15 protein-coding genes, 1 rRNA gene and 1 pseudogene are annotated in these 16,315 nt (G+C 63.6%); 8 read left to right on the top strand and 9 right to left on the bottom strand.

All coding sequences use genetic code 11. From position 1 onward, the window contains the following. The first annotated feature begins 207 nt into the window (after window positions 1-207). A 5S ribosomal RNA gene (rrf, locus tag ATO9_RS11160) occupies window positions 208-322 on the top strand. A 161-nt stretch (window positions 323-483) separates the two neighbouring features. Here the strand turns inward: rrf and ATO9_RS11155 are convergent. From ATO9_RS11155 to ATO9_RS11145, 3 genes are all read right to left on the bottom strand, one after another. Beyond that, entirely contained in the window at window positions 484-2,001 is a 1,518-nt protein-coding gene (locus ATO9_RS11155) for an amidohydrolase family protein (protein WP_052418244.1), read from the bottom strand. Window positions 2,002-2,065: 64 nt separating this feature from the next. Further along, window positions 2,066-2,869: an IclR family transcriptional regulator domain-containing protein gene (locus tag ATO9_RS11150; RefSeq protein ID WP_043748465.1), complete on the bottom strand. Its 804-nt coding sequence runs from the start codon at window positions 2,867-2,869 to the stop codon at window positions 2,066-2,068. Between the two features lie 5 nt (window positions 2,870-2,874). After that, window positions 2,875-3,738, bottom strand: a complete 864-nt coding sequence (locus ATO9_RS11145) for a dioxygenase family protein (RefSeq protein ID WP_043748462.1) — start codon at window positions 3,736-3,738, stop codon at window positions 2,875-2,877. Between the two features lie 131 nt (window positions 3,739-3,869). On the opposite strand from ATO9_RS11145, the gene ATO9_RS11140 reads away from it, so the two are divergent. The 7 genes and pseudogenes from ATO9_RS11140 (at window position 3,870) to ATO9_RS25045 (ending at window position 9,806) form a co-directional block, all read left to right on the top strand. Continuing rightward, window positions 3,870-4,673 carry a citryl-CoA lyase gene (locus ATO9_RS11140; protein ID WP_043748455.1) on the top strand — a complete coding sequence of 268 codons (804 nt, stop codon included), beginning with the start codon at window positions 3,870-3,872 and terminating at the stop codon, window positions 4,671-4,673. Between the two features lie 11 nt (window positions 4,674-4,684). Continuing rightward, window positions 4,685-5,830, top strand: coding sequence for a CaiB/BaiF CoA transferase family protein (locus ATO9_RS11135; protein ID WP_043748451.1), 1,146 nt, complete (start codon window positions 4,685-4,687; stop codon window positions 5,828-5,830). Window positions 5,831-5,854: 24 nt separating this feature from the next. Next, on the top strand, window positions 5,855-6,253 hold the full coding sequence (locus ATO9_RS11130; RefSeq protein ID WP_043748448.1) for a YciI family protein: 399 nt from the start codon (window positions 5,855-5,857) through the stop codon (window positions 6,251-6,253). 23 nt (window positions 6,254-6,276) lie between these two features. Beyond that, window positions 6,277-7,356: a C4-dicarboxylate TRAP transporter substrate-binding protein gene (locus tag ATO9_RS11125; protein WP_043748445.1), complete on the top strand. Its 1,080-nt coding sequence runs from the start codon at window positions 6,277-6,279 to the stop codon at window positions 7,354-7,356. Window positions 7,357-7,371: 15 nt separating this feature from the next. Beyond that, window positions 7,372-7,938: a TRAP transporter small permease subunit gene (locus tag ATO9_RS11120; protein ID WP_043748437.1), complete on the top strand. Its 567-nt coding sequence runs from the start codon at window positions 7,372-7,374 to the stop codon at window positions 7,936-7,938. Continuing rightward, on the top strand, window positions 7,935-9,248 hold the full coding sequence (locus tag ATO9_RS11115; RefSeq protein ID WP_043748435.1) for a TRAP transporter large permease: 1,314 nt from the start codon (window positions 7,935-7,937) through the stop codon (window positions 9,246-9,248). Before ATO9_RS11120 ends, ATO9_RS11115 begins: the two co-directional genes overlap by 4 nt. Before the next feature lie 16 nt (window positions 9,249-9,264). After that, window positions 9,265-9,806, top strand: a pseudogene (locus ATO9_RS25045) (NADPH-dependent FMN reductase). A 12-nt stretch (window positions 9,807-9,818) separates the two neighbouring features. On the opposite strand, the gene ATO9_RS11105 reads toward ATO9_RS25045, so the two are convergent. From ATO9_RS11105 to ATO9_RS11080, 6 genes are all read right to left on the bottom strand, one after another. Next, window positions 9,819-10,265 (bottom strand): MarR family winged helix-turn-helix transcriptional regulator, encoded by a 447-nt coding sequence (locus ATO9_RS11105; protein ID WP_043748431.1) that lies wholly within the window; start codon window positions 10,263-10,265, stop codon window positions 9,819-9,821. 105 nt (window positions 10,266-10,370) lie between these two features. Beyond that, entirely contained in the window at window positions 10,371-11,072 is a 702-nt protein-coding gene (locus ATO9_RS11100; protein ID WP_043748428.1) for an ABC transporter ATP-binding protein, read from the bottom strand. After that, window positions 11,065-11,835, bottom strand: a complete 771-nt coding sequence (locus ATO9_RS11095) for an ABC transporter ATP-binding protein (RefSeq protein WP_043748427.1) — start codon at window positions 11,833-11,835, stop codon at window positions 11,065-11,067. The genes ATO9_RS11100 and ATO9_RS11095 overlap by 8 nt, the downstream gene beginning before the upstream one ends. Next, complete coding sequence (locus tag ATO9_RS11090; RefSeq protein WP_043748426.1) at window positions 11,832-13,691, bottom strand: ABC transporter permease; 1,860 nt, start codon at window positions 13,689-13,691, stop codon at window positions 11,832-11,834. Before ATO9_RS11090 ends, ATO9_RS11095 begins: the two co-directional genes overlap by 4 nt. Before the next feature lie 213 nt (window positions 13,692-13,904). After that, the gene (locus ATO9_RS11085) at window positions 13,905-15,113 is read right to left on the bottom strand and encodes an ABC transporter substrate-binding protein (RefSeq protein ID WP_043748423.1); all 1,209 of its coding nucleotides are present in this window, start codon (window positions 15,111-15,113) and stop codon (window positions 13,905-13,907) included. Window positions 15,114-15,176: 63 nt separating this feature from the next. Next, complete coding sequence (locus ATO9_RS11080) at window positions 15,177-16,250, bottom strand: aromatic ring-hydroxylating dioxygenase subunit alpha (RefSeq protein ID WP_043748422.1); 1,074 nt, start codon at window positions 16,248-16,250, stop codon at window positions 15,177-15,179. Window positions 16,251-16,315: the final 65 nt, after the last annotated feature.

Raw genomic sequence — 16,315 nt, 5'->3', positions numbered from 1 at the left:
CTGACCAGTACTAATTGCCCGATAGGCTTGATTTGATCCAGTAGAAGCCAGGCAATGGCTGAAACGGACAATCAAAAGCATACACACAAACGTGTATCAGTTGACTTGGACAACACCTTCTCAAGCTCCACGGAGTTGCAACGCGTTTGCTTCGCAAATCGCTCTTGCAACCCACTCAAGCGGAGCTTGAGTGAGGGTCTTTCTTGGTCTGGTGGTCATAGCACAAGCGAAACACCCGATCCCATCCCGAACTCGGCCGTTAAGCGCTGTCGCGCCAATGGTACTGCGTCTTAAGACGTGGGAGAGTAGGTCGCCGCCAGACCTAGAAAGCCCCTCGTTCTCTCATACGATCAATATCCAATACAAAATCTACACTGCAAGACACACAACAAGTGCGTCAGGGTGTAGGCCGACGGCCAAATGGCTGTGGCGCAACGGATAGAAGAACCCCCGGTCCTTGTATGACCGGGGGTTTTTGCGTTCTCAGAGGGCGAAGAGGTCCTTTTCGACGCCCGCAGTTTCGAACAGGTAATCGCGGCTGGCTTCCAGTTCGGAACGCAGGCGCGACACGTCGAAACCAACCATCTGACCCTGCCACTTCTTCGGCTTGCCAGCGACCAGGACGGTATCGACGTTTGACCGTTCCATCAGCGTTACCACCGCGCCTGCGGCGTTGTTCAGCGGCGCGACGTTCAGTGCCTCTGCATCCAGCAGGATGATATCAGCAGCCTTGCCGGGCGTCAGGCTGCCCGTCACGCCGTCCAGCTTGAGGCCCTTGGCGCCTTCGATCGTGGCATGACGCAGAGCATCGGCGCATTGCATGAGGGCAGGGTAGTCGTCAGCTCCGGACAGAGCGGCTTCGTTCACGAACATCCTCTGCAGCGTGATAAGACCGCGCATCTGTGTGAACGGATCGGCCGTCATCGTACATTCCACGTCCGAGGACAGCGAGGTCGACAGCCCGAGGTCCAGCGCCTTCTGGATCGGCGGCGTGCCGTGGCGCATATGCATTTCGATCGGCACGGCCAGGGAAACATGGGCCCCTGCATCCGCCGCCCGCTGCCAGGCCATGTCGGACATGCCGGTCATGTGGATGAAGATGTTGTCCTCGCCGAACTCACCGGCCTCGGCCAGGGCGTCGAAGGTTCCTGCCATGCCGAATGTGCCCACGACGTGCAGCGCAATCGGAAGGCCGAGTTCGCGCCCGATCTGCCAGGAGGTTTCATAACCGGGCAGATAGATCTCGCCGCCCATCACCATGGTCAGCAACTGATCGTTCGAGGCGAAGTATTGCTCCTTGATGCGGCGGGCATCCTGGGGGTACTTCGTCCGGTCGCCATGTCCCTCGAAATAGCCGAAGACACCGCGACGGCCGGCATCGGCCAGGCCTTCTATAGCGGCGTCGGAATGTTCGGGGCTGTGGTGGATCTGGCTGACATCCATCACCGTCGTCACGCCTGCGTCCAGTTGCGCGATGCCGGCAAACAGCTCGTTGATGTAGACGTCCTCCGGCCGGTAGGCCATCGAGAATTGCTGCAGGATCGTCTCGTAGTAATTGGTCGCGTTCACCTCGCGCCCGTCATTGATAAGGATCCCGTGGGCCAGCTGGCTCCGGAGGGCGGTTTCGAACTGGTGGTGGTGGGTGTCGATGAAGCCGGGCATGACGATCTTGCCGGCCGCGTCGATCACTGTGGCATCCGGCGCGTCGATCCGTGCGGCGACCTCGACGATGTTGCCACCTTCGATCAGAACGTCGCCGGTCGCAAAGTTGCCGACGCCATCATCCATCGACAGGACAACGCCGCCGCGGATCAAAACGCGCCGTCCAGCTTCGCCCATCCCGTCGGGGATGGAGCTTTCGGCTGCCTGCTGGGCTGATGCCGCAGTGCCAAGGGTCGCGCCGGCGGCCAAGGCGGCCCCGCCGACCGTGCTGGCTTTCAGGAAATCGCGCCGTGTGGGGCAGGGCAGCGTGGGCCGCCGGGGATCGCATAGTCTGCACATGTATTCTCTCCTCCAGAATTGCAGTGTCAGGTCTTGGTCGGCCCCGGTGGTTTCCCTCTCGGGATCAGGGGGCCAGTACCGATCCGAGGACCGGGTAACGAGTGAGCTGATGGGCTATGTGAGACGCCGTGGCGCGCAGTTCCGGCAGCCGTTCCTCGACCAGCTGTTCCGGTGTCACCAGCCCGGTATAGCCAGAGCTGTTGAGCGCGGCGACGGTCTGCCCCTCGGCATTACGGATCGGCACGGCGATGGCCGTGATGCCGTAATCCAGCTGGTCGACCGTCGTGGCATAGCCGTTTTCGCGGACCTGCTCGATCTCCTCGCCAAGGCGGCAAGGGTCGATACAGGTCTTCGATGTCAGGGCCTCTGGCGCCAACCCGGCCAGCCAGGCCAGGCGCTTCTCCTCGGACATTCCCGCGACCAGTACCCGTCCCATTGACGTGGCAAAGGCCGGGTAGCGTGCGCCGACGGTGGCGACCGCACGTCGGGCCCGCTGGACCGAGACGTGGGCGATATAGATCACGTCATGTCCATCCAGCGTCCCGATGGACGAGGCGTCGCCGAACCGTTCGATCAGCCCACGCAGCTCGGGTTGCAGGACCTCCTCGATCCGCGTGGCGCCGTAGAAGGCAGAGCCAAGCGTGAGGATCTTGGGGGTCAGGTGGAACCGCTTTCCATTCCGTCCGATATAGCCAAGATGTTCCAGCGTGATCAGGCTCCGCCGGGCTGCGGCGGGGGACAGGTTCACGGTCTTGGCCACCTCGCTCAGGGTCATCTCGGGATGTGTGCTGTCAAAGCTATCCAGGATGGCGAGGCCCTTGGCGAGGCTGTCTACGAATTCGGACGGTTTGTCGGCGGGGTTGGTCAAACGGATCAGCCTTCTGGTGCGAGTACGAAGTCGAACTCGAAGACCGCATCCGGCTTTACGTCAAGTTCGTAATCGAACTGATCGGCCTTCCGGATCGGCTGAACCTTGGCGATGAGCGATTTTCGCACACCGAAGACAGCATCGTTGTCGATGTATTCCGTATTTTCGAAGAACACCTCGGTTGTGATGTCGGCCATGCCTTCGGCCCGGATGATGTAATGCAGATGCGCCGCGCGCCAGGAGTGACGGTTGCCGGCCCGCAGCAATTCCCCGACCGGGCCGTCATAGGGCACGGTATAGGGCTTGGGCAGGACGGTCGTGTAGTAGTAGCGGCCTTCCGAATCGGTGGTGAACTTGCCGCGCAGGTCCATTTTGTCCTGCCCGTGTTCCTGTTCCTGGATTGGGTAGGTGCCCGCACCATCGGCCTGCCAGGTGTCCACGATCGCGCCCGCCAGCGGCTTGTGCAGGGTATCGGTGACCTTGCCATGGACCAGCACGATCGCACCGTCGCGGCCTTCGGACAGATCGGCGCCCAGTTTCTTGACGGGCGCGTCGTCCAGGTAGAATGGCCCCAGGTTCGATCCCTCCGTCGCGCCGCCGCGGGTGTTCAGCATGTCGACCAGCGCGGAAAAGCCCAGAACGTCGGAAAGCAGAATGAATTCATGCCGCTCGGGCGTGGAGATCTTCCCGCAATCGTAGAGGAAGTTCAGCACCCGCATCCATTCGTCGTGGGTGATGCTGTTCTCGCGCGTGTAGTCGTGCAGGTGCTCGATAAGGCTATGCAGCAATTGCTCGAAACGGCTACCCGGTTCGGTCTGGAAGCTGTCCTTCACGGCTTCGGTGATCTTGTACTGATTGATGTCGCGCATCGCGCCCTCCCTTTGCGTTCGTTGCGAGCCGATTCCCCGCCTCGCAACAATCATGCTTGACGAGACCCTAATCCGGGTCATAGTCTTTCGGCAAGAGCAAAAAACTTCGCTATGCGAAAAAAGGATACGTAATGCGCATCGGAAAACAAGATCAAAGCTACACGGCCATCGCGACATCCGACGCCGAAAGCATCACCGTGCGCGGCCAAGATCTGTGCGACGAACTGATCGGGAAGATCGACTTCACCGACTATTTCTGGCTGCTGGTGCTGGGCGAGCGCCCCGACGAAAAGCAGCGCCGCATGATGGATGCCTGCCTGGTCGCCATCGCCGAACACGGGCTCGTCCCCTCCGTTCAGGCCGCGCGCATGACGCTCGCCGCCGGGCCGGATGCCTGGCAGGGCGCCATGTCCGCGGGGCTTCTGGGCATGGGCAGCGTCGTCGCCGGCTCGTCCGAAGCTGCCGCCTATTACCTGCAGGAGGTGCTGGACAAGGCCGAGGCCGACGGCACCGATGTGGAAACCGCCGCCATTGCCAGCCTCAAGGACCTGGCCGCCGCCAAGAAGAAGGTCGCCGGTCTGGGCCATCCCCAGCACAATACCGGCGATCCGCGTGCCAACGTCCTGCTGGCCCTGGCGGACGAGATCGGTGTCAGCGGGAAATATGTCGACTGCCTGCGCATCCTTGGCAAACACGCCCCCGAGATCACGGGCCGCCCGCTGCCGATCAACGTGTCGGGGGCGATTCCCGCGACGATCCTCGATGCCGGGTTCCCGCTTCAGGCAGTGAAGGCCGTACCGCTGCTGGCCCGCGCTGCCGGCCTGTCGGCTCATCTCTACGAAGAAAGCCTGCGTTCCATCGGGTTCATCATGTCCAACGTGGCGGATCAGGCGATCACCTATGACGGCAAACCGTCGTCCAAGAACAGCGGTTGAGGAGGCAAGCCATGGTCAAGATCCTCAAAGGTGTCCGTGTCGTCGAACTCGGTACCTACATCACCGGTCCGGCCTGCGGCATGCACCTCGCCGATCTCGGCGCGGATGTCATCAAGGTCGAACGCCCTGGCACCGGCGACCCGTTCCGTGCGTTCAAGGGCGGGCTCTATTCGCCGCATTACCAGACCTACAACCGCAACAAGCGGTCCATCGCGCTGGATACCAAGCAGGACGATGACCTCGAGGTGTTCCATGGCCTGATCGCCAGCGCCGACATCTTCATCCAGAACTTCCGCCCCGGCGTCGCCGAACGCCTCGGCGCGGGGGAGGAGGAGCTGCGCAAGATCAATCCCAAGCTGGTCTATTGCGCGATCTCGGGGCTTGGCGCCTCGGGGCCGGCCAAGGACCGCCCTGTCTACGATTCCGTGGCCCAGGCCGCCAGCGGCTATCTGCGCCTTCTGACCCCGCCGGAAAATCCACGTGTCATCGGCCCGGCCATCGCCGACGCGGTCACCGGTCAATATGCCGCCATGGCCTGCATCGCGGCGCTCTTCGAACGCGAGAAGCGCGGGGAAGGGCGGCGCATCGACATCTCCATGCTCGAGGCGATGTGCCATTTCAACCTCGACAGCTTCACCCACTACTACTCTGTCGGCGAGGTGATGGGCCCGTTGTCGCGCCCGACCGTGTCGCAAAGCTACACGTTCGAATGCGCCGACGGGAAATGGATCGCCTTCCACCTCTCAAGCCCGGAAAAGTTCTGGGATGGTCTGCTGGCCGCCACCGGGCAGGAACAGCTGAACGACGATCCCCGCTTCAACGAACGTCTGCAGCGCATCGAACACCAGGACGAGCTGATCGCCCATTTCACCCCGGTCTTCGCCGGCAAGACACGCGACGAATGGTGCGACCTGCTGCGCGAGAACGAAGTGCCGCATTCGCCGGCCTATGACAGTTCCGAAGCACTGGAAGACCCGCAGGCCCAGCACCTTGGCATCAAGGTCAGCGCGCCAAGCGCCGAGATCGGGACCTTCACCACCGTGCGACCGCCCTACAACTTCGACGGTGCCGCCGAAACCGATGTGCTGGCCCCGCCGCAGCTGGACGAACATGGCGCGGAAATCCGGGCTGAGATCGCCAAGCGCAAGGCTGGCTGACGGCACAGGGAAGGGGAGGCAGCCATGACAGACTTCGTGAAATCCGTGCCGGCAGGCGACGTGAAAGAGGCCAGCAAGGCCATGCTGCAAAAGCAGCTCTACGCGATCTTCACCACGCCGGTGAACGGAATGGGCCCGGTCTTCGAAACGCTCGAAGAACACCTGGCCTTCCAGGTGCAGCTTGAAAAAGACGGCATCCTCTATTCCGCCGGTCCCTTGTGGACCGACGACGAGGAAAGCTGGGAAGGCGAAGGCCTTGTCGTCATCCGCGCAGACTCGCGGGCGGCGGCGATCCGGATCGCGGAAAGCGATCCGATGCACAAGGCGGGCGCGCGGGAATTCCGCGTGCGCCCGTGGATGATCAACGAAGGCACCGTGACGGTCCGGCTCGATATGTCGAGCCAGAGTTTCCAGATCGTCTGACCAATTCTCAGGGAGGAGAAATCATGAACCTTATGCTACGCACTGCGCTTGTCGGCGCGCTCAGCCTGCCCGGCGCGGCATTCGCGCAGGAAACCATCAACCTGACCGTGGCCTCCAGCCACCCGACCGTCATTCCGTGGGTCGGCATGATCAAGACCCACTTCATGGCCCGCACGGACGAGATTCTGGCCGAAGCCGGCAATTACCAGATCGAATGGAACGAAGCCTTCGGCGGTCAGCTCTACAAGGCAAACGCGACGCTCGACAGCGTCGAACAGGGGATCACCGATATCGGCTGGGTCTTTTCGTTCCTCGAACCGGCCAAGCTGCCGATGAGCCAGGCCTCGTCCTACGCACCCTTCACCACCGCCGATGCGGCTGTCCAGCTCGAGGTGATGTCGGAGCTGTTCGAGACGAACGAGGCGTTCCGCAACGAGTGGGAGCAGTACAACCTCAAGGTCCTCGGCTTCACCGGCACCGACAGCTATGACGTCTATACCAAGGAACCTATCTCGGGCTTTGCGGATCTTGATGGGATGAAACTGTCGGCACCGGGCGTGCTGGGCAACTGGCTGCGTGGTACCGGCGCGAACGCGGTGGATGGCGCGCTGACGACCTTCTACACCGATATCCAGACCGGCGTGTCCGACGGCGTGCTGTCCCTGGCGCTCGGCGTGCTGCCCGCCAAGATCTACGAGGTCGCACCGCATATCACCCGCGTCGACATGGGCGTGGCGTTCTCGGGCGCCGTGGCGATCAACCGCGACAGCTGGGACGCGCTGCCCGAAGAGGTGCAGGAAGCGATGATCGAGGCCGGTGAATACTACACGGAAAGCCACGGCAAGGACCTGAACGAACGCCACGAAATGGCGCTGGAGAAGATGGTCGAGGCCGGCGCAGACCAGAACCCGCCGGTCCAGATCACCGACATGAGCGAAGCCGACCGCGAGGCCTGGGTGACGGCCATGCCGAACATCGCCAAGGAATGGGCCGATGGTCTGGAAGAGCGTGGCACACCCGCCCGCGAATTCATGAAGGCCTATATCGACGGGGTGCGTGAACGCGGTGGTGAGCCGGTGCGCGCCTGGGACGATGAACTCTGATCGCGGACCCGGAACGTGACCAATTTTGACACAGAACAGAATGGCGCCCGGACGCGGCGCCATTCCCTGCCAGCGCGGATTTGGGGCGGCGTGGTCAACACGCTGGCCGCGCTCGGCACGGCCCTGATTGCCGGGCTCATGATCATCATCTGTGCCGATATCGTGGCGCGGAACGGGATGGGGGCGTCGCTGCCACTTGTCTCGGAACTGGGTGCGCTGCTGCTTGTCATGATCGTCTGCTTGCAATTCGCGGCGACGGTGCGCGCCGACCGACTGGCCCGTGCCGGCCTGTTCATCGACCCGCTGCGCCGCAAACGACCCCGCGCCAGCGCCGCGCTTGAAGTGGCCTTCTCGATCGTGGGGGCGGTGATGGTTGGCATGATGGCCTGGGCCACGCTCGACGTCCTCTCGACCGATTGGGAGCGGGGCGAATTCATCGGAACCCCGGGGCTGGGCACGCTGCCCACCTGGCCGTTCCGCCTGTTCATCCTGGTCGGCCTGACGGTCGCCGCGCTGGAATTCGTCTCCCGCGCGATACATTCGGCCCGCGCCGCTGCGGGCCTGGCGGAGGTCACGCGATGAGCCCCCTCGAAATTGGATATACCGCCGTCGGCGGGCTGGTCGTGCTGATCTATCTCGGCATGCCGATCGGGATCGCCATGCTGGGCGTGTCGTTCTTCGGCGTGTCGATGATCCGCAACGATGTCGTTGCACTTCGGATGCTGGGCGCGGTCGGCAATGACAGCCTGCGCGAATACCTTTTCGCCGTTGTCCCGCTCTTCGTGCTGATGGGACTGCTGGTGACGGTCTCGAATGTCGGCAAGGACACGTTCGACGTCTTCCAGAAGATGTTGCGAAGGGTCATGGCGGGGCTGGGCATCGCCACGGTCTTTGCCAACGCCGTCTTCGCATCGATCACGGGGATCTCCATCGCCTCCGCCACCGTATTTTCCCGCGTCGCGGTGCCCGAGATGACGCGCCATGGCTATTCCAAGAAATTCGCCACCGGCGTGGTGGCCGGGTCGTCGGTGCTGGGCATGATGATCCCGCCCTCGCTGCTGATGATCGTCTACGCCGTGCTGGCCGAGCAATCGGTGGGCCGGATGTTCCTCGCAGGCGTGGGGCCGGGGCTGCTGCTTTCGGTGGTCTTTGCCGTGACGATCCTGCTGCTGGCGAAACAGCGCAAGAACTTCGTCTTCGACAATGCCGACGACCATACGGAGTACGAGGATTTCTCCTTCGGTGAACTGCTCCGCAAGGCGGTGCCGATCCTGTCGCTGATGCTGATCGTGCTGGGCGGTCTGTACGGCGGGTTCCTGAACCCGACCGAGGCCGGCGCGGCGGGTGCCGCAGGTGCCCTGGTCATCGCGATCCTGCGCAAATCCCTGCCCAAGCGGACGCTCTGGAACCTGATGGTCGAAACCGGGCAGATCACCGTCTCGGTGCTGTTCCTGATCCTCGCCGCCACGTTCTTTTCGCGGATGCTCGCGCTGTCGGGCGTTCCGCGTGAACTGGCGTCGTTCTTCCTGGACAGTTCCATCGGGCCGTTCGGGTTCCTGATCTTCTACCTGATCCTCATCGTCATCCTGGGCTGCCTGATCGACTCGATCTCGATCATGCTGATCGTCCTGCCGATCGCCCTTCCGGTGGCCGAGGCCGCGGGTTTCGACCTGATCTGGTTCGGCGTCCTCACCGTCGTCGCGGTAGAGCTCGGGTTGCTGACGCCGCCCTTCGGCCTGTCGGTCTACACGATCAAGTCGGCCATCGACGATCCGGACCTGTCGGTCGGTGACATCTTCCGTGGCGCTTTTCCCTTTGTCCTGGCAATGGTCGTCGCGCTGGCCATCCTGATCGTCTTCCCGCCGATCTCGACATGGCTCGCAAGGCTCTGATCTGAATGGAGTTTCCATGCCTCACATCCTGATGATCCCGGGCAGCCTGCGGGCCGCCTCGTCCTCTCGCGCGACCGCCCGCGCCCTGGCCGCACGCCTGCCGGAGGGCACCACCCACGCAACGGCCGACCCCGGCGCGCTGCCGCATTACGATGCGGATCTCACCGAGGACCCGGCCGTCAGCGCCTTCATCGAGGAGGTGCGCAAGGCCGACGGCCTCGTCTTCGTGACGCCGGAATACATTACAGCGTGCCCGGTGTGCTGAAGAACGCCATCGACTGGGCCTCTCGCCCGGCCTACGAGTCGGTCTTCAAGGGCAAGCCCTGCTTCCTCGTCTCGACATCGGGCGGGGCGCTTGGCGGTGTGCGGGCGCAATCGCACCTGAAATATATCCTGAACGGGATGCTGGCGGTGGTCTATCCGTGCAAGGAAATCCTCGTCACAATGGCCAACACCAAGGTCGAGGACGGCTTGCTGACCGACGATGTCGTGCTGGATTTCGCAGAGGTCGAACTGGCCGGCTTTGTCGCCTCTCTGGGCGCCACGGCCACCGCCTGACCGCCGGGCGGATCACATGATCCGTGCCAGTAACCGCAACAACGTTTCGCGTTCGCGCGGTTTCAGCGGCTCCAGCGTTTCTGTCGTCACCTCGATCGCGGCCTCCACGGCCGCGTCGATCAGCACCACCCCGTCGGGCGTCAGCGACACAAGATAGCGCCGCCGATCCCCGGGGTCGCGGCGCGTCTGGACCAGCCCCCGCGCAATCAGCCGGTCGACCACGCCCTTCGTGGTAGCCCCGTCCATCGCCACAGATCGGCCCAGCAGGTTCTGGGACATCGGGCCATCCTCGGCCAGGCGATGCATCACCGCGAACTGCGTCGTGGTCAGCTTGCCCGGAACCTTTTCAAGGAAGATGTTGGAATTGCGCTGATAGGCCTTGCGCAGCAGAAACCCGATCTGTTCGTCCAAGCGGTAGCCATGTTCGGCACTGGTCTTCGGTTTCAGCTCACTCGTCACGCGCAGGTCCTCCCGTCACCGGATTAGCCGGGGCAGGGGCGGGGGACAAGGCGCAACGCCCGGCACTACGCCCAGCACCACGCCACGTCCCCCGGCCGCACCCGGTCACACCGACAGGTAGGCATCGCGGATCTCCGGATGCGCCTCCAGCTCCGCGAAGGAGCCGTCGAACTTCTTCTCGCCCCCTTCGATGATGATCGCCCGGTCCGCTACCGAACGCGCGAAATGCAGGTTCTGCTCCGAGATCATGACCGTCAGCCCCTCGGCCTTCAGCTTGAGGATCGTCTCGGCCATCTGTTCCACGATGACCGGGGCGATCCCTTCCGACGGTTCGTCCAGCAGCAGCAGGGCCGGGTTGCCCATGAGGGTCCGCGCGATGGTCAGCATCTGCTGTTCGCCGCCCGACATCTGCTTGCCACGATTGCCCCGGCGCTCGGCGAGGTTGGGGAAGATCTCGAACAGCTGCTCGATGGTCCAGTCGGGCGCGTCCTTGCGCTTGGGCTGGCGGCCGACCTCGAGGTTTTCCATAACCGTCAGGTCGGTGAAGATGCGGCGATCCTCGGGCACGTAGCCGATCCCGGACTTGGCGACGCGGTAGGCCGGCTGGCCCACAAGGTCATCGTCCTGGAACATGACCCGGCCCGTGCGTGGCCGCACGAGCTGCATCACCGATTTCATCGTTGTGGACTTGCCCGCACCGTTGCGGCCCAGCAGTGCCACGACCTCGCCCCGGCGCACCTCGAACGACAGGCCGTTCAGGATGTGGGCCTTGCCGTAATAGCTGTGAATGCCTTCGACGTTAAGCATCCTCGGCCTCCTTGAAGAGCGTTCCGCCGCCCAGGTAGACTTCCTGAACCTGCGGGTTGTTGCGGACCTCGGTGGCGTTGCCGTCGGCGATCAGCTCGCCCCGGTTCAGCACCATGATGTGATGGGCATGGGCAAAGACGACGTCCATGTCATGCTCGGTGAACAGCACGCTGACCCCCTGGTCGCGCACGATATCCGCCACCAGCTGCATCAGTTCCACCCGGGCCGAGGGCGCCATGCCCGCGGTCGGTTCGTCCATCAGCAGAAGCCGGGGGCGGTGCGTCAGGGCAATCGCCAGTTCCAGCCGCTTCAGGTCGCCATAGGCCAGGATCGAACAGGGCCGGTCGGCCTGATCCTGCATCGACACGGTTTCAAGGAATTCGAACGCCTCTTCCCGGTAGAGCTTCCATGCCCGGGGCTGGATCGAGAACAGCTTGCCGTGATGGCTCATCAGTGCCATCTGCACGTTCTCGATCACGGTCATGGACTGGTAGGTGCCGGTGATCTGGAAGGTCCGCCCGACGCCACGCCGCCAGACCTCCCTCGGCAATTTGCCGGTGATCTTTTCCCCGTCGAACCAGACATCGCCCTCGGTCGGTTTCAGCTGCCCCATGAGCATGTTGAAACAGGTGGACTTGCCGGCGCCGTTCGGGCCGATCAGCGCCTTGAGCTCGCCCTGTTCGACGGAGAAGGACACCCCGTTGACCGCAAGGAAGCCGTCGTAGCTCTTCTTCAGGTTCTCGACGCGCAGGATCTCGGTCATTTCGCGATCTCCTCTTCAGTGCCGCGGTACTTGTTCCAGGCGGTGCGGATGGACCCGACGATGCCCTCGGGCGCGATGATGACCACCGCGATGATGACCAGGCCCAGCAGAAGCCGCCAGTATTCCAGCCGCGTCAACCAATCCTCGACCATGGTCATGAAGCCTGCGCCGACGACCCCGCCGGCCAGCGTCTTCACGCCGCCCAGGAAGACCACGATCAGCGCGTCAAAGCTGGCCGCGATCTCAAGCTCCGTCGGGAACACCGACCCCTTGGAGAAGACGAAGATGCCACCGGCCAGCCCGGCCATGACGCCCGCCAGGGCAAAGGCCGCGTATTGCACGCGCTTGACATTGATCCCCATGGCTTCGGCCTGCCGTGGACTGTCACGACCCGCGCGCAGGGCATAGCCGAAGGGCGCGTGGATGACGTGGCGCAGGAACAGGATGCCACCGATGCCAAGGATCAGGGTGAAGTAGTAATAGGGGATCGTCTCGCTCAGCCAGTCCGACGGCCAGATATTCACCAGCCCGTCATCGCCCCGCGTCACCGCGCGCCACTGATAGGCCAGCGACCAGACCAGCTGTGAAAAGGCCAGCGTCAGCATCGCGAAATAGACGCCGGTCAGCCGGATGCAGAACCACCCGATGCCAAGCGCCAACAGACCCGCCGCCAGCGGCGCAAAGAGGAAGGCAAGCTCCATCGGGGTTCCGGTATGGAAGACCAGCAGCGCCGCCGCATAGGCCCCGCCACCAAAGAACGCGGCATGACCAAAGCTGACCAGCCCGCCGGTGCCGAGGATGAAATGCAGCGACGCGGCGAACAATGCAAAGACCACCATGTCGATCATCAGGATCAGCACGAATTGGTCGACCACCAGCGGCAGCGCCGCCAGCACCAGCAACAGCGCCGCGATCACCGCCTGACCCGTCGGCCCGTAGGGACGGATCGGGGTTTCCGGCGCGCCGACCTGGCCATGTTCGCCCGCGACCTCCTCGCGGCCCAGCAGGCCGTAGGGACGGATAATCAGCACGATGGCCATGACGACGAACATCAGCACCAGTGTCGATTGCGGGATATAGGTGACGCCCAGCACGTTCAGGACCGAAATCAGCACGGCCGCGATGAAGGCCCCGGGCAGGGACCCCATCCCGCCGATCACCACGACGACGAAGACGGCGCCGATGATGTTGAAATCCATCAGCAAGTCCGCGCCGCCCTTGGGCAATTGCAGCGCACCGCCCCAACCGGCGAGGGCAGAGCCGAGCGCGAAGACCCCGGTGAACAGCCACGCCTGGTTCACGCCAAGTGCGCCGACCATCTCGCGGTCCTGCGTCGCGGCGCGCACCAGCACGCCGACCCGCGTCTTGGTGATCAGGTACCACAGCGCGAACAGGATGAAGGGCGTGATCGCGATCAGCACGATATCGTATTTCGGAACGGGCTCACCGAAGATGCGCCAGACACCGCGCAGACCCGGCGCGCGCGGTCCCAGCCGGTCCTCCGCGCCCCAGATCATCAGCGCGAGGTCTTGGATCACCAGGATGACCCCGAAGGTCGCCACCAGCTGGAACAGCTCGGGTGCGCGGTAGATCGGGCGCAGCACGACGATCTCGACAAAGGCGCCGATCACCCCGACCGCGAGGCCGGTCAGCAGGATCGAGCCCCAGAAACCGAAATGGCCGGGCAGGATTTCCATCAGCGTGACGCCGATGAAGGCCCCCAGCATGTAGAAAGAGCCATGGGCGAAGTTCACGATCCGCGTGACGCCAAAGATCAGCGACAGCCCGGAGGCCACGAGGAACAGGGACGAGGCATTGGCAAGTCCGGTCAGGAACTGGGCGAATAGAAAGGCCATGGGGGCAGGGAACCTCTGGTCTTGCAGGTCTGTCCGAACCGGGCCGGGGGCCGGGTGCGGAAGGATCGGTCGGGTCGCCGGACAGGCACGCGCCATCTGGGGATGGCCGGGTCACGGCGGTGAAAAGGGAAGGGGCGTCTCACCCCGCCAGCGCCCCGTCTCTGGGGCGTGCGGTTCCGGCGGCGCGGACGGGCCGCGCCGCCGGGGTCGGGCTTATTCAGCCGGACGCATGGCGGTGATTTCTTCGTCGCTGGGCAGGTAGCCGTCCGGGGTCTTGTATTCCCAGTCGACCATCACGCCCTTGCCGTCTTCCAGCGCCAGGGTGCCGACATAGGCGCCCATGGTGGACTGGTTGTCGACGGCGCGATAGGCCAGCGGGCCGATCGGCGTGTCCTCGATCTCCAGCCCTTCGAAGGCTTCGATCAGCGCGGCAGTATCCGTGGCACCGGCCTTTTCGATGGCCGCCGCGATGGATTGCGCGGTCAGGTAGCCGACGAGCGAACCGATTTTCGGGGTTTCGCCGGTCTCTTCCATGTATGCGTCGACAAAGGCTTTTTCCGGGGTGCCGTCTTCGAAGGCGTACCAGGGATAGCCGGTCACGAACCAGCCTTCGGGCGCTTCGTCGCCCAGCGGGTCGAGGTATTCGGGCTCACCGGTCAGCAGGCCATAGACATTGCGCCCGTCGAACAGGCCACGGTCGCCGCCTTCGCGGACCAGCTTGGCCAGGTCGGTGCCGAAGGTCACGTTGTAGATCGCGTCCGGCTTGGCGCGTTCAATGGCCTGCACCTCGGCGCCGGCATCGATCTTGAACAGAGCCGGCCATTGCTCGGCCACGAACTCCACCTCGGGCTTCAGCCGCTTGAGGTTCTCCTTGAAGGCCGCGACGGCGTCCTGGCCATAGGCGTAGTTCGGCGCGATCGTGGCGTATTTGACCGCGTCGGTCTTGGCCGCTTCCTCGGCCAGCATCGCCGCCTGGATCCAGGTCGAGGCGCGCAGGCGGAAGGTGTTCGGGTTGCCCGAGGCCCAGACAAGGCTGTCGGCCAGCGGTTCGGCGGCCAGGTACAGGTACCCTTTCTCGGCCGCGAAGGACGACAGCGCCAGGCCCACATGGGACAGGATCGTGCCGGTCAGCATCACCGCGCCATCGCGGGTCATCAGTTCCTCGGCGATCTTCACCGCCTCGGCCGGGTCGCCCTGGTCATCGCGGAACACGAATTCCAGCGGCTTGCCCAGCACGCCGCCATCCGCGTTGATTTCCTTCAGCGCCAGTTCGATCCCCATCTTGTAGGGCTCGGCGAAGGCCGCCATCCGCTTGTAATGGTTGATCTCGCCAACCTTGATCGTCTCTTGGGCCATGCCTGCCGCCGGAACCAGCGCCAGGGCGGTGGCCGCGGCGAGCATCATGCGTCGCGTGAGGTTCATGAGGGTCTCTCCTGTTGGTATGGCTGCCCTAGGGGCAACCTTGGTGATCCGGTCTTACGCCGGTTAGTCGTGGTAGACAAATGCGGGCGACGGATCGCTCGCAAGGTCTTCGGTCCGCTCCAGTTCGAGCAGGTCGTTGATCCGCTTGCGATAGACCAGCGGACCCTTGTCGATGGCGATGCGGATGGGGCGCCGTTTCTGCGGGCGGTTCTCCTCTTCCTGCACGGCCTCGAGGATCTCCTTGTCCTCGTCAAAGGCCTTGCGGAACATCGCATCCATGTTGGTTTCGGCCTCCGGGTCGTCCAGCGCCGTGTTGCGGATATGGAGCCAGCGGTCGATCGTGTAGGTCTCCGTCACCGGCGTCATGAAATGCAGCGCGAAGATCCGGACGCCCTCGTTGCGGTCCTCTTCGGCGCATTTCTTTTCCGTCTCGACCGATCCGAAATCGATCACCGCCGTGCAGGGGGTGTGCAGGTAGTAGTAATGCCAGCGGTCCACATTACCCGTGAACCCCCCGAAGTTCTTGAAGAACCCGATGGGCTCCGCATCCCGGATCCAGCGCCAGGCGACGATGGCCTCGCCTTCGGTCTGGACATGGACCGGGACGTTTTCCGACGCCGCATTGCCCAGCGTCGTCGGGTGGACAAAGCTCACATGCGCCGGGTCGACCAGGTTCTCGGCCACGTTCAGGTAATTCGATTTCAGGTGCAGGGCGTCGCCGTGATGCACTTTCCAGGCCGGATCGGTGAATTCGGGCATGTCGAAGACCTTGGCCGGGTCGGCCTTGTCCGGATCGCCCATCCAGATCCAGACGATGCCGTGGCGTTCCTCGATCGGGAAGCGTTCGACATAGGCAGATTTCGGCAGGTTTGTCTGGCCCGGCACGCGGGTGCACATGCCGGTCGTGCCGTCGAAGGTCAGCCCGTGATAGCCGCATTGCACATTGTCGCCGATCCGCTTGCCCTTGGACAGCGGCAGCAGGCGATGCGGGCAGCGATCCTCCAGCGCGGCGACTGTGCCGTCGGATTTGCGGAACATCACGATATGATCGCCCAGGATGGTGAACCGTCGGAGGTCATCGTCGATCTCGGTGGACCAGGCTGCGACGTACCAGGCGTTGCGCACGAAATTCGTCATCGGTCTTCCTCCTTCGGGTTCAGGGTCTTGGGGCGCGGTTTGAGGGCCGCGTCCAATAGGATGCC

Source organism: Pseudooceanicola atlanticus, from assembly GCF_000768315.1.
Classification (GTDB): domain Bacteria; phylum Pseudomonadota; class Alphaproteobacteria; order Rhodobacterales; family Rhodobacteraceae; genus Pseudooceanicola; species Pseudooceanicola atlanticus.
The sequence above is the reverse complement of the archived record's forward strand: the minus strand, read 5'-3'. Positions and strand labels throughout refer to the sequence as shown.

Excerpts from the sequence above, each read along its gene's own strand:
- ATO9_RS11145 (WP_043748462.1), bottom strand. The coding sequence starts at position 3,738 with ATGCGCGACATCAATCAGTACAAGATCACCGAAGCCGTGAAGGACAGC.
- ATO9_RS11155 (WP_052418244.1), bottom strand. The coding sequence starts at position 2,001 with ATGTGCAGACTATGCGATCCCCGGCGGCCCACGCTGCCCTGCCCCACA.
- ATO9_RS11135 (WP_043748451.1), top strand. The coding sequence starts at position 4,685 with ATGGTCAAGATCCTCAAAGGTGTCCGTGTCGTCGAACTCGGTACCTAC.
- ATO9_RS11095 (WP_043748427.1), bottom strand. The coding sequence starts at position 11,835 with ATGACCGAGATCCTGCGCGTCGAGAACCTGAAGAAGAGCTACGACGGC.
- ATO9_RS11130 (WP_043748448.1), top strand. The coding sequence starts at position 5,855 with ATGACAGACTTCGTGAAATCCGTGCCGGCAGGCGACGTGAAAGAGGCC.
- ATO9_RS11140 (WP_043748455.1), top strand. The coding sequence starts at position 3,870 with ATGCGCATCGGAAAACAAGATCAAAGCTACACGGCCATCGCGACATCC.
- ATO9_RS11100 (WP_043748428.1), bottom strand. The coding sequence starts at position 11,072 with ATGCTTAACGTCGAAGGCATTCACAGCTATTACGGCAAGGCCCACATC.
- ATO9_RS11125 (WP_043748445.1), top strand. The coding sequence starts at position 6,277 with ATGAACCTTATGCTACGCACTGCGCTTGTCGGCGCGCTCAGCCTGCCC.
- ATO9_RS11085 (WP_043748423.1), bottom strand. The coding sequence starts at position 15,113 with ATGAACCTCACGCGACGCATGATGCTCGCCGCGGCCACCGCCCTGGCG.
- ATO9_RS11090 (WP_043748426.1), bottom strand. The coding sequence starts at position 13,691 with ATGGCCTTTCTATTCGCCCAGTTCCTGACCGGACTTGCCAATGCCTCG.
- ATO9_RS11080 (WP_043748422.1), bottom strand. The coding sequence starts at position 16,250 with ATGACGAATTTCGTGCGCAACGCCTGGTACGTCGCAGCCTGGTCCACC.
- ATO9_RS11115 (WP_043748435.1), top strand. The coding sequence starts at position 7,935 with ATGAGCCCCCTCGAAATTGGATATACCGCCGTCGGCGGGCTGGTCGTG.